The sequence below is a fragment of the Actinoplanes sp. NPDC023801 genome, assembly GCF_040639655.1.
In the GTDB taxonomy this organism is placed as follows: Bacteria; Actinomycetota; Actinomycetes; order Mycobacteriales; family Micromonosporaceae; genus Actinoplanes.
In genome coordinates, this window is the sequence record NZ_JBFAAI010000005.1 from 196,621 (window position 1) to 208,331 (window position 11,711).

At 69.6% G+C, this 11,711-nt stretch carries 12 protein-coding genes; 7 read left to right on the plus strand and 5 right to left on the minus strand.

The genetic code is table 11. The annotated features are described in order from the left end of the window. Positions 1-2 precede the first annotated feature (2 nt). Positions 3-1,787, minus strand: a complete 1,785-nt coding sequence (locus tag AB0G04_RS12825; RefSeq protein ID WP_360981240.1) for a LamG domain-containing protein — start codon at positions 1,785-1,787, stop codon at positions 3-5. A gap of 111 nt (positions 1,788-1,898) precedes the next feature. On the opposite strand from AB0G04_RS12825, the gene AB0G04_RS12830 reads away from it, so the two are divergent. After that, a complete protein-coding gene (locus AB0G04_RS12830) occupies positions 1,899-2,339 on the plus strand; it encodes a hypothetical protein (protein WP_360981243.1) in 441 nt (146 codons plus the stop codon). Positions 2,340-2,398: 59 nt separating this feature from the next. Here AB0G04_RS12830 and AB0G04_RS12835 read toward each other — a convergent pair whose 3' ends face one another. Then, entirely contained in the window at positions 2,399-3,061 is a 663-nt protein-coding gene (locus tag AB0G04_RS12835; protein WP_360981246.1) for a DUF4360 domain-containing protein, read from the minus strand. 372 nt (positions 3,062-3,433) lie between these two features. On the opposite strand from AB0G04_RS12835, the gene AB0G04_RS12840 reads away from it, so the two are divergent. Together AB0G04_RS12840 and AB0G04_RS12845 are read left to right on the plus strand one after the other, a co-directional pair. After that, entirely contained in the window at positions 3,434-4,075 is a 642-nt protein-coding gene (locus AB0G04_RS12840) for a DUF4360 domain-containing protein (RefSeq protein WP_360981249.1), read from the plus strand. 154 nt (positions 4,076-4,229) lie between these two features. Further along, positions 4,230-5,000 (plus strand): LLM class F420-dependent oxidoreductase, encoded by a 771-nt coding sequence (locus tag AB0G04_RS12845; protein ID WP_360981252.1) that lies wholly within the window; start codon positions 4,230-4,232, stop codon positions 4,998-5,000. 44 nt (positions 5,001-5,044) lie between these two features. Here AB0G04_RS12845 and AB0G04_RS12850 read toward each other — a convergent pair whose 3' ends face one another. Then, positions 5,045-5,683: a winged helix-turn-helix transcriptional regulator gene (locus AB0G04_RS12850; protein WP_360981255.1), complete on the minus strand. Its 639-nt coding sequence runs from the start codon at positions 5,681-5,683 to the stop codon at positions 5,045-5,047. A 66-nt stretch (positions 5,684-5,749) separates the two neighbouring features. On the opposite strand from AB0G04_RS12850, the gene AB0G04_RS12855 reads away from it, so the two are divergent. Both AB0G04_RS12855 and AB0G04_RS12860 read left to right on the plus strand, forming a co-directional pair. Then, entirely contained in the window at positions 5,750-6,757 is a 1,008-nt protein-coding gene (locus AB0G04_RS12855; RefSeq protein ID WP_360981258.1) for an alpha/beta hydrolase, read from the plus strand. 205 nt (positions 6,758-6,962) lie between these two features. Further along, positions 6,963-7,274, plus strand: coding sequence for an anthrone oxygenase family protein (locus AB0G04_RS12860; protein WP_360981261.1), 312 nt, complete (start codon positions 6,963-6,965; stop codon positions 7,272-7,274). 68 nt (positions 7,275-7,342) lie between these two features. On the opposite strand, the gene AB0G04_RS12865 is transcribed toward AB0G04_RS12860, so the two are convergent. Next, a complete protein-coding gene (locus AB0G04_RS12865) occupies positions 7,343-8,638 on the minus strand; it encodes a restriction endonuclease (protein WP_360981264.1) in 1,296 nt (431 codons plus the stop codon). A 92-nt stretch (positions 8,639-8,730) separates the two neighbouring features. Here AB0G04_RS12865 and AB0G04_RS12870 point away from each other — a divergent pair, with 92 nt between their 5' ends. Both AB0G04_RS12870 and AB0G04_RS12875 read left to right on the plus strand, forming a co-directional pair. Then, on the plus strand, positions 8,731-9,510 hold the full coding sequence (locus AB0G04_RS12870; RefSeq protein WP_360981267.1) for an SDR family oxidoreductase: 780 nt from the start codon (positions 8,731-8,733) through the stop codon (positions 9,508-9,510). 104 nt (positions 9,511-9,614) lie between these two features. Beyond that, complete coding sequence (locus AB0G04_RS12875) at positions 9,615-10,103, plus strand: hypothetical protein (RefSeq protein WP_360981270.1); 489 nt, start codon at positions 9,615-9,617, stop codon at positions 10,101-10,103. A gap of 158 nt (positions 10,104-10,261) precedes the next feature. Here the strand turns inward: AB0G04_RS12875 and AB0G04_RS12880 are convergent, their stop codons facing one another. After that, entirely contained in the window at positions 10,262-11,701 is a 1,440-nt protein-coding gene (locus tag AB0G04_RS12880) for a gluconate:H+ symporter (RefSeq protein WP_360981273.1), read from the minus strand. Positions 11,702-11,711: the final 10 nt, after the last annotated feature.

Here is an 11,711-nt window from a genome sequence, read left to right on the forward strand (position 1 = left end):
CGTCAGCCGATCTGCACCCACACGTCGTCGAGGATGCCGTGGAACTGGTCGTTGTTCTGGCCGACGCCCTTGCCGCCGATGGTGAACGGCTCGGGCGAGTCGATCGACAGGTCCGCCGGGACCGCGGTCACCGCCTCCAGCCGGCCGTCGACCAGGATCGCCAGGCTCGGCCCGTTGCGGCGGCACTCCAGGGTGTGCCACTTGCCGTCGGCCACCGCGGTCCGGCTGCGCGCCACGTGCACGGTCGTACCGGAGCCGATGCCGCAACTGGGCTTGCCGGACAGGCCGTCGACCTGCAGCTTGTACTGCCCGCCCGAGGTCGCGTAGCCCTTCTGCAGGATGTTCTCGCCCCGGCCGGTCTCCGCCGGGGAGAGCAGCACGCCGGCCCCGTACCGCAGCGGCTTGTTGCCGGGGTTGAGGTCGCTGGTGTCCTCGGCCTGCAGGATCAGGCGGGGGCACTGTCCGCCGCCGCACTTGGCCGGGAAGCGCAGGGCCTGGCCAGCCTCGTGCGGGACCATCACCGCCGCACCGCCGTGGCGGGTGACGGTGCGCAACAGATGGCCGTGGCCGGAGCCGTCGTCGAACGTACCGTCGGCGATCGTGGTGTCGAAGTTGTAGGCGGCCACGTTGCCGGCCGCCGCCGCCTCGACCCGCGGCGACACCCCGGTGAAGGTGACGTACCGCTTCCGGGCCACCCCGCCGACCATGGTGAAGTCGCCGACCGCGCTGACCGCGCCGAGCCGTGTGCTGGCTGCCAGCTGCCGGGTGCCGGCGACCCCGTTGGCCTGTGGCGCCCATTCGAGCAGGTTGCCCTCACGGTCGACGGCGGCGAGCTTGCCGCGGACCACCGACCCGTCGGTGCAGATGCCACGGCTGCCGTTGTTGGTGGTGGTGCAGGCCTTGTCGAAGTGCCCGCCCACGTAGATCACGTCGTCGAGCAGGGTGATCGCTTGGGCGTCGCCGTCGAAGACACGGGTCCAGCGGGCCTGTCCGTCCCGGGTGTACGACACGGCCCGCCCGCCCAGCCCGCCGAGCGCCGCGTACACCCCGTCCGGGTGGGCGGCCAGCGCGAAGACCTGCGACACCGGCTTGGGCAGGAAGGTCCTGTCGAGCGTGCCGCTCACCGGGTCGACGGCCGCCAGCCGCAGCGTCGACCGCACGCCGTTGGTCTTGTGGAAACTGCCGCCGAGGTAGACCCGTTCGGCGGTGACGGCGAGCGCGTTGACCGTGTTGTCGGTGGCCGGCGCCCAGGTGTCCAGGGCCCCGGTGGCCGTGGTGAACGCCGCCAGGTTGGACCGCGGCTGCCCGTCCACGGCGGTGATCCGCCCACCCAGGTAGATCCGCCCGTGCCCGGCCGCGATCGCGTTCGGCTGCCCCGCCACGGTGTGCCGCATCGGGGTCACGGTGCCGTCGGTGGCGTTGATGCCGGCGACCGCGTCGCGGGCCTCGCCGTTGACCGTGTCGAAGTCGCCGGCCGCGTAGACGACTCCCCCATCGACGGTGAGCGCCCGCACGTTGGCGTCGGCGACCGGTTTCCAGTCGTGGAGCTGACCGGTGCGGGCGTCGAATGCGGCGAGCCTGGTCCGGGCGACGTTACGGCCGCCGACGACGGCGCTGGTGAAGTTGCCGCCGACGTAGACGGTGTCACCGGCGTGGGCGACGGCGTGGACGGGGCCGTTGAACGAGGGGGCGGTGGACGGCTGCGACGAGACGATCTCCGCGAAGGCCGTGCCACCGGCCGCGACCAGGACGGTCGCGAGGCCGGTGATGATCGCACGGCGGAGCACGGTTCTACCTTTTTTGGGGATGTTTGCCACGTAGGTAGCTAACTTCCGAGATCGGCAAAAGTCGCGGCGGGCATTATGCTCCGGCGTACGCCATCGATGGAGGGGGATGAAGTGCGACAGAGTCGCCGCACCGTCCGGACCACCGCCCTGCTCGCGGCCTCGGCCGTGCTCGCGGCCGGATGCGACGGGGTCGAGATCGAGATCCCGGCCGGTTCCCTGCCCGCACCGGTGAGCATCGCACCCATCCCGTCGGCGTCGGCCGGGCAGCCGGAATACGTCTGCACCGCCGTCTACAAGATCCTCACCGACGGCGCGGTCCGCCTTGCCGAGCACACCGTCAACAACGACGCCGAGGGTCTGAAGCGCACCTTCGCCGAGATGTCCGCGCAGGTGGCCGCCGCGGGCGGCAGGAGCACCGACGCCGCCCAGCGCACGGCCGCCGAGGCGATCTCCGGCGCCCTCGCCGACGGCTCGCAGTCGGCCGACCCGGAGGCGTTCCTGAACGGCGAGTTCACCACCATCGGCACGAAGCTGGACGGCACCTGCACGTAGGAGCAGGTGGTGGCGAATGTTGCGGATCCGCCACCACTGCCACTCGCACGCTCGACCGTTCACTTGGCCTTGGTGCCGCACCGCATCCAGGAGAAGTGGTAGATCGTCTCGATGCTGCCGTCGGTGGAGTCCATCGTCAGGTAACTGACGTCGGTCGAGGTGCCCTTGGTGACCCGTAGCTCGGTGTTGATGTTGAGGTTGCGCTTCTCGCCGCAGGGCCGGAAGACCTGTGACGCGATCGGGACCGAGTCGGTGGCGATCCAGTTGTCGTCGAGCGGCGCGGAGATCGGGTGGTTGGCGTAGCTGCCGTTCGTCATGCCCTGGAAGTAGTAGTTGGCCCGCTGCTGGGCGACCGCGCCGGGCCGGAGGTATCCGTAGCCCCGGTAATCCACCTTGGCGATCGCGAAGGTGAAGCCGGCCGGCGCATGGACCAGCACGTTGAGCTGGCAGTTCTTGCGGTTCTCGGTGACCGGGACACCCGTGCCGGCCTGCGCCAGGTAGGCGCTGTAGATCGCGGTGAACGCCGAGTTGTCCGGCGAGATCGCCACATCGGCGGTACCCGGCGCGCAGCCCGAGCCGGCCATCGCGACCAGCTCGATGGACATCTCACCGGCCGGCGGCGGGTCGACGATGACGATGATGGCCTGCGCCGGTGTCGCGACGAGCAGCGACGACGCGAGAAGCGCCAGCGCCGCACAGCCGCGGGTTAACAGTCTTTTCATTTTCATCCCCTTCGGGATCGGGAACGGACCGGGCTCAAGCTATTGATGAACTTCAATAGAAGTCAACCGTCATTACACCCACCGAAGGCTTTCTTGAAGCCGATCGAGAAAGAGGAATGCCGGGCATTAATGCGGCATAAGGCACATAACATACCAGGCTTTTGGCGCTATAAGATGATTTGTTTGCTGGATCGGCGGCCGTCCCTGCAAGTTGCATATTTCGATGGAGATCAATAGTTAATTCATACTTGTAAATGCGTCGCAGGCGCCACTACGGTTGGCGCGGACGCGATGACCGCTGTTCTGGAATGCTTCCAGAATTCCATCCCGCGGCACGCGATAAAGCCATGCCCGTTCCCCTCGGAGGACTCCATGAGAAGCAGCAGTCGCGTGATGACGGCCGTGCTGGCCACGGCCCTGACACTGACTCTGGGCACACCCGCCCACGCCGCTCCCACCCCCGCGGCCGCCCCCGCCGCGGCGCCCGCGATCACCGTGGAGGTGATCGCCGGCAACGGCTCCGGATGCGCGCCGGGCACCGCGTCGGTCGTGAGCAACGGCGACGACACCGGGTTCCGGGTCCGGTACCGGGACTTCGTCGCCGAAGCCGGTGGCAGCGCCGGGGTCGTCGACCGCCGCAAGAACTGCCAGCTCGGCGTACTCGTGACCGTCCCGGACGGCTGGACCGTCGCCATCGCCTCCGCCAGTTACCGCGGCCGGGCCGCCCTGCGCTCCGGAGCGACCGCCCTCCAGCGCACCAGCTACTACTGGCAGGGTTCCTCCGCGACCGAACGCAAGGACGCGACGTTCCACGGGCCCCTCAACGGACTGTGGACCACCTGGGACGTCGCCCCCGTGCTCACGTACACCGAGTGCGGCTCGCAGACCGTCCTCAATGTCAACACCGAGTTGCGCATCGACCCCGGCACCTCCACCGGCACCAGCGTCATGTCGATGAAGGCCACCGAGGGCGACGTCGACACCCTCTTCAACTTCAGCCTGGCCTCCTGCTGACCCGGCCTGCTCACCCGGCTGGCGACGGGGAGCCAGCCGGGAACGGCCACGCCGTGAAGCGGGACGATCGTGCTCTCGGTCGGCCGCGGCACCGGCCGGCTCGGAAGTGTTTCTTCAGCGGCGAGTCCCGGCACCTGCACGTAGGCTTCTTCACATGATCGATAGGCCCGTTCGCATCGGGCTGCAGCTGCAGCCGCAACACATGGACTACGCCACCATCCGCCGCACCGCCTCCGAGGCCGAGGACCTCGGCGTGGACGTGCTCTTCAACTGGGATCACTTCTACCCGCTCAGCGGCGAGCCGGACGGCCTGCACTTCGAATGCTGGACCATGCTCGCCGCGTGGGCCGAATCCACGAGCCGCGTCGAGATCGGCGCCCTGGTCGCCTGCAACAGCTACCGCAACCCCGAACTGCTCGCCGACATGGCCCGCACCGTCGACCACATCTCCGGCGGCCGCCTCATCCTCGGCATCGGCTCAGGCTGGTTCGAACGCGACTACACCGAGTACGGCTACGAATTCGGCACCGCCGGCAGCCGCCTCGACGACCTGGCCGAGGCGCTCCCCCGCATCGAATCCCGCTGGGAGAAGCTCAACCCGAAGCCCACCCGCGACATCCCGGTCCTGATCGGCGGCGGCGGCGAGAAGAAGACGCTGCGCCTCACGGCCAAGCACGCCGACATCTGGCACAGCTTCTCCGACACCGACACGCTGCGCCGCAAGCTCGGCATCCTGGGCGAGCACTGCGCGGCCGTCGGTCGGAACCCGTCCGACATCGAGGTCTCGGTCATGGGCAAGACCGCCGACCGCGACGAGATGTACGAGATCGGCGCCCGCCTCTTCACCATCCACACCGGTGGTCCCACCCCCGACCTCACCGAACTCCGCGAGTTCCTCACCTGGCGCGACAAGCTCAACGCCTGAACGCTCGACGCGGACGGCGGGAAGGCAGCAGCCGCCGTCCGCGCTCAGGTGACGCGTGACTCCGCCGGTGCCTCCAGTGGCCAGTCAAACTCGGCGCCGGTCTGCTCGCACATCCACCGACCCCACGCGTGGAGTTGCCGGGCGACGGCCGCCGTCTCCTGGCCGAGGGGCGTGAGCAGGTAGCCGGTGCCCTTGTGCACGAGGCGCATGACCGCCAGTTCACGCAGTTCACGGGCCAGCACCTGGTTACTGATCTCCGGGAGCAGGTGCTGGATCTCGCTGAATCGTTTCGGGCCGTCGCCCAGGGCTGTCAGCAGCCACACCTTCCAGCGGCCACCGAGAGCAACGATCCAGTCCGTGTCGTCGCCGACCTGTTCTCCGCACCGCTCCGCCCAGTCGTGCAGCCTGCGCAGGATGGGCTCGGTGGCTTGGCCGTGCGGTGTCAGGGCGTACTGCACACGTGGTGGAATGCCGCCCAGGACGGTGCGGCGTACCGCCCCAGCTCTTTCGAGGGCCTTCAACTGGGTAACCAGCGTCTGTCGCCCGGCCTGCGGCATCAGGCGCCGGAGCTGGCTGAAGCGCGCGGGGCCGTCGAGCAGGTGGCACATGGTCCAGAACATCCACTTGCCACCGACGCCGGTCGCCCCGTACGGGCATACCAGCGACCTGTTCACCCGCCCCATACGCTGCTCCGTCACATAAAATTGCGTTCTTATGCCCGTCGGCGCCGGTCGATAGCTTCACAGCCTATGACACAACGAAGACGGCGCCGCTTCATCGCCATCACGGCTTCCTTGGCGGTCCTGCTCGTAGTTGGCGCCTTTGTCGATCCCACCGGCGGCCCCTCCCCGCGGGAACGGCTCCTCCCCGGCATCGAGCTGGACCTCCGGACCGCGCACACCACACGTGGCCCGGTGCAGTACGACCTCACCGGCGGCTCCTGGCCGACGGTGCTGACCGTGCACGGTGGTCTTGGTGGCGCCGACCAGGGCAGATTGTTCGCCGACTGGCTACGCGCGGACGGTTTCCGGGTACTGAGCGCGTCCCGGCCCGGATATCTGGACACGCCACTGGACTCCGGCCGCACGCTGGAGGACCAGGCGGATCTGCTCGCCGCCCTGCTCGACGAGTTGGCCGTCACGCGGGTGATCCTGTTCGCGGTCTCCTCCGGTGGGCCCGTCGCCTACACATTCGCCGCCCGGCACCCGGCGCGGGTCTCAGCGTTGGTGGTCGTGGCCGGGGTGAGCCGGGCGGATCCCGGCGCCGGGAACGGCTCCGCAGTGCGGCGTGTCTTCGTCGACACCGTCGGCCAGCGGATCGCGCAGGTGACGGCGGCCGTCTCCCTGTCGTCGGTGCTTTCCGGCACGCTCGACGAGACAAGCACCTTCACCGCGGCCAAGAAGGAACAACGGGTCGAGGAAATCATGCGCGATGACACCGTTCGCGCGTTCTTCGAGGCCATGGTCCGCACCACATTTCCCTACCGCTTGCGGATGCCGGGCACTCGCAACGACGCGGAGCAGCGGCGAGACATGAACCTGCCGTTCGACCGCATCACCGCGCCGGCACTCATCGTCCACGGGACTTCGGACGGCGACGTCCCGTTCACCGACGGCACCGAGGCCGCGAGCCGGATCGGCGCGGCTCAGCACCATTGGATGCTCGAGGAGGACCATTTAGGATTCTGGCTGGGTCCCGGTCGGATTCCGGCACAAGACGCCGTCCGAGAATTTCTCCGGCAGGCGGTGGCGCGATGAGGCGCACGCTTCGCCATCGGCCAGCTCATGTGGCCGAGCGCCTCACCAGCCTGCTGGCACTGCTCAGCAATGGCATGTTGGCGGGCGCCTTCGGATACGCACTGGTCTGCGTCGTCCCCACCTTCGAAGCCGTGCCGTTGCCGGTACATCTGGCCTACCGCACCGCGTTGATGGACATGAACGGGATCTTCACATGCAGGGACTCATGGGTATCAGCATCCTTGCCTCTGCCGGGTTCGCGCTCGCCCTGACAGACACGGGACCGCGCCTGGCAGCGGGCGCGGCAGCATTGTTGACGCTCACCTCACTTCTTGTCACCCGCCTGGGCAACGTGCCCATCAACGGCGAGATCCGCGGGTGGTCCGCCACGAATCCGCCGGCCGACTGGGCGGGGCGGCTGCAGCGCTGGGAGTCGTTTCACGATGTGCGCACCGCTGTCGCCATCGGCGCGTTCATCGTTCTGCTTCTGGTGACCGAGAGCGCGGGGCGCCGTCGTGGCGACCACGGGAACCCGTGACAGCGCCGGCGTCATCGAGCCGCCTCGTGCGACTCGTACTACACGTGAGTCCGGGCGGCCCGCGCTCCTCACGTGTAGTACGAGTCCAGGTCGTCGTCGAACCGGCGCGCGCCGTCCGGGTACGAGATGCCGAACTCCTGGAAGAACACGTGCGCGAGCAGCTCGGTGTGGTGGAAGTAGACCATCGCCGCCCGCAGGGACGGGAACGTCGTGGGGCGACCGGCCAGGTTGTCGAGAGCCTTGCGGAGGTATCCAGCCATCCGCTCCCACTGGCCCGGGAAGCGCTCGCCGTCACGGGCGCGCTCGTGATCGACGTGGTGGCACGCGGCCAGGATCCGGGCGGCGACCGCTTCGGCATACGCCGTGACGTACCGCCTCAGGCCCTCGTCGGTCGTCACGTCGGGTTCCTCCGGCAGTGGCGTCCCGGCTCGGAGCAGGGTGATCGCGTGCTCGTTGACCTCGGTCACCGATCCGTCCCGCTCGATCTTGAACAGGGCCACATCGATCTCGTCAGCCGCGGTGACCGCCGCCGCCGTGTACCCGGACGTCGAGTAGAACAGGTGGTGCCCGGCCAGCGGGCGGGTGCCGCGCAACTGCTGCACCGGTGGCGCGCCGACCGGCAGTGCCATCATCTTGACCTGTGCCACCGCGTCCCGGGCCGTGACGTCGAGTCCGCCGTCACGGCCGCCCGGCGTCACCTCCGCGTCGCCGAAGCCGAGAGTGTGCAGGTGCGCGCAGGCGACGTCCTCCGCGGTACGCCAGTCGGCCGGCAGCATCGGCGCCGGCCGGGTGGGGGCCCGGAGCGTGACGGTGGCCGTCGGCGAGGCGGTACCCAGGATCGCGGCGGCGTCCGGGATCGGCGGGACCGCGTCCGCCTCCGGGAGGCGGCGGATGTGCGCGCCCGCACCGGACTCGATCACCGTCTCCTCGACACCGCCCCGATCGCCCAGGAACACCTTCATGGTGAACAGGCCCTCGTCCGGTGTCTCGAGCGTGGCGGCCCAGCCGATGTCCGGACGTGGCGTCCCGTAGGCGGTCGTCCCGGAGACCCCCCGGTCGGCCTCGCCGTCCACGGTGATCACCAGCCCTTCCTCCCGGTCGACGAGCACCCACTTCCGGAGGGTCCGCATCGCGACGACCGGTTCGGCATCGTCGCGATGCCACACGACGGCCTGCCGGATGTCGGTGAGGTCCGTCGCCACGGCGTCGGCGATCAGTTCGGCGTGGTCCCCGGAGTCCAGGGCTTCGAGCAGACGCCGCCCCACCATGGCACTCATGCCCTCCGCGTCCCGCCGGGCCAGGTAACTCCGGTAGGCCCAGGCCGTCCGCGGATCGTCGCGCAGGAAGTCGGCACCCTCGTCCACGTCTCTGGCTCCTTCCGGCCGAAGTCAGTCGATCTTGAGGCAGTCCGATCCGGCCGGATGCGGCGGGGTGCCCGGGCGGGAAGAATGTGACCATGCGCCCGTCTTTCGTCGTCACCGGTGGTGCCCAGGGAGTCGGCCGGGCGATCACCGAACGCCTGACCGGGAGCGGTCACGTCGTCGTCCTCGATGTCGCCGATCACCTCGCCTGGCGGCACGACCAGGTCACACTGGTCTCCGGCGACGCCGCCGACCCGGAGACCGCCCGGCGCGCGGCCGAGGCCGCCGAGCACCGCGGGCCGCTGACCGGCTGGGTCAACAACGCGGCGACGTTCCGGGACGCGAACCTCGACGGCGACCCGGCCGCGCACATCCTGGATCTGATCACCGCGAACCTGGCGCTCGCGGTGACCGGCTGTCACACCGCCGTCAACCACTTCCTGGCACACCGGCGGCCCGGAGCGATCGTCAACGTCTCCTCGCACCAGGCCCAGCGGCCGGTTCGCGGCGCACTGCCGTACGCCACCGCCAAGGCCGCGATCGAGGGCCTGACCAGGGCAGTCGGTGTGGACCACGGGCCGGACGGCATTCGTACGAACGCGGTCGCCCTCGGCTCGATCATCACGGACCGGTCCGAGGAGTACCGCGCCGCGCACCCGTCGTTCGACGCGCAGATGGCAGAACTGCATCCGCTGGGCCGCCCGGGCACCGCCGCCGAGGTCGCCGACGTGGTGGCGTTCCTGCTCTCCCCCGCGGCCGGGTTCGTCAACGGCGCGATCCTGCCGGTCGACGGTGGCCGGTCGGCCAACGGCCCCGACCCGGAGGCTCAGACCCGGCGCGCCCCGAATTCATCACCCGCGACCCGCGCCACCTGACGGTCACCATCCATCGGGGAGGCATCGAGGTAGTCCCAGCACCACCATGAATGGCAATGCTGGCGGGATGTCGCCGGTACCGTCCGCGGGCCGAGGATCGGGGTATGCGAATTCCGGTGGAGGTTCCCGCCACGGTGCGGGTGGCGTTCTGGTGCTGGCTCGCCGCCGTGGGCGCGGGCATGATCGAGACGATCCTGACGGTGACCGGTGAAGAGAATCAGGACGGGCTGGCGACCGGCGTGGCCGTCCGTGCCGTGGTCTTCACGGCCGCGGTCGTCGTCTCCTGGCAGATGCTCACCGGCCGGCCATGGGCACGGATCGTCCTGACCGCCGGGCTCGGCGTGATCGGCCTGTCGTCGCTGGTCGCCGATCCGATCGCCTGGCTGGCGAACGGCAACTCGATCGCCTCCGTGCTCGCCGACAGCAGCATGCCCGATCTGTTCTTCGGTGCCGTCCGCGCACTCCATGTCATCGCCGTCCTGGCGGCCACCGCACTGATGTTCACGCCCCCGTCCAACGACTGGTTCCGCGCTTCGGCCGGCGGCGGTGACCCTCTGACGTCAGGGGCGGCGCATCCCGCCAGGAGGGTCTGATGAGCGACCGCCTGCGTCCTTCGTCCGCGGACATCGAACGGCTGCGAACTCTGTACGAGCGCTTGGATCTCACCATCGCAGGGTGAACGAGTCCGAGGCCCGGAGCCGCAGCCACCTCGCGTCCGCGACCACGGGACCCCGCGTGGCCCGTACCGGGATCAGATGATCAGTGAGAGGAGCATGACGCAAGCAAAGCCGACCACCGAGATGATCGTCTCCATGACCGACCAGGTCTTGATGGTCTGGCCGACCGTCATGCCGAAGTACTCCTTGACCATCCAGAAGCCGGCGTCGTTGACGTGTGAGAAGAACAGCGACCCGGCGCCGATCGCGAGGGCCAGCAGTGACACCTCGGGACGGTCGAGGGTGGTCGCGAGCGGCGCCACGATACCGGCCGCGGTGATGGTCGCGACGGTCGCGGAGCCGGTGGCGACGCGGATGCCGACGGCTACGAGGAAGCCGAGGAGCAGCGCGTTGAAGTTGGCGTCGCGGGCCGCGTCGGCGATCACGTTGCCGACGCCCGCGTCGACGAGGACCTGCTTGAAGCCGCCGCCGGCGGCGACGATGAGCAGGATGCCGGCGATCGGCGGGAGGGCGCCGCCGAGGACGGCGTTGGTCTGTCGGCGGTCGAAGCCGGCCCGGCGGCCGAGCGCCCACATGGCGACGAGGACGCCGGCGAGCAGCGCGACGACCGGGTCGCCCAGGACCTCGAGGACGTCGCGGACGGCGGTGCCCTCGTCGAGGAAGAGTTCGGCGATGCCGCGGGCGAGCATGAGGAGAACCGGTAGCAGCACGGTCAGGACCGCCGCCCAGAAGCCGGGGTTGCGGCGGGGGCCGAGCTGTTCGTCGACGGGGTCGCCGGGGTTGACCGGGTCGGCGAGGTCGTCGCGGTCGACGAAGTCACGGCCGCCGACCGGTCCGCTGCCGGACGGAGCCGCGGCCAGGGCGGGCACCGGCAGCGGCACACGCTTGGCGATGAAGTTGCCGAAGATCGGGCCGGCGACGATGACGGTCGGGATCGCGCAGATCAGGCCGAGGATGAGGGTCAGTCCGAGGTCGGCCTTGAGGATGTCGATGGCGACGAGCGGGCCGGGGTGCGGGGGCACGAGTCCGTGCAGCACCGACAGTCCGGCCAGGGCCGGGATGCCGAGGCGGAGCAATCCCACGTCAGTACGCCGTGCGACGAGCAGCACGATCGGCACCAGCAGTACGACGCCGACCTCGAAGAACAGCGGCAGTCCGATGAGTGCCGCGACGCCGGCCATCGCCCACGGCAGTGCGGCCCCGGAGACGCCGTTGACGATCCGGTTCACGATGCCGTCGGCGCCGCCGGATTCGGCGAGCAGTGCGCCGATCATCGAGCCGAGCGCGATGAGGACGCCGACACCGCCGGCTGTGGTGCCGAGCCCTGTGGTGAACGATTCGACGGTGTCGGCGGGCGCGGCGCCCGCGGTGATCCCGAGGACGCCGGCACCGACGATCAGGGCCAGGAACGGATGCCATTTGGCCCACGCGATGAGCAGGACGACCGCCGCGATGCCGAGCACCGCAGCGAACACGAGCTGGGCGGTGCCGGCATCGGTGATGGTCTCTGTCATGGAGCCGCGT

Coding starts and splice junctions, on each gene's coding strand:
- AB0G04_RS12835 (WP_360981246.1), bottom strand. CDS start 3,061: ATGAAAAGACTGTTAACCCGCGGCTGTGCGGCGCTGGCGCTTCTCGCG.
- AB0G04_RS12840 (WP_360981249.1), top strand. CDS start 3,434: ATGAGAAGCAGCAGTCGCGTGATGACGGCCGTGCTGGCCACGGCCCTG.
- AB0G04_RS12845 (WP_360981252.1), top strand. CDS start 4,230: ATGATCGATAGGCCCGTTCGCATCGGGCTGCAGCTGCAGCCGCAACAC.
- AB0G04_RS12850 (WP_360981255.1), bottom strand. CDS start 5,683: ATGGGGCGGGTGAACAGGTCGCTGGTATGCCCGTACGGGGCGACCGGC.
- AB0G04_RS12855 (WP_360981258.1), top strand. CDS start 5,750: ATGACACAACGAAGACGGCGCCGCTTCATCGCCATCACGGCTTCCTTG.
- AB0G04_RS12860 (WP_360981261.1), top strand. CDS start 6,963: ATGGGTATCAGCATCCTTGCCTCTGCCGGGTTCGCGCTCGCCCTGACA.
- AB0G04_RS12870 (WP_360981267.1), top strand. CDS start 8,731: ATGCGCCCGTCTTTCGTCGTCACCGGTGGTGCCCAGGGAGTCGGCCGG.
- AB0G04_RS12875 (WP_360981270.1), top strand. CDS start 9,615: ATGCGAATTCCGGTGGAGGTTCCCGCCACGGTGCGGGTGGCGTTCTGG.
- AB0G04_RS12880 (WP_360981273.1), bottom strand. CDS start 11,701: ATGACAGAGACCATCACCGATGCCGGCACCGCCCAGCTCGTGTTCGCT.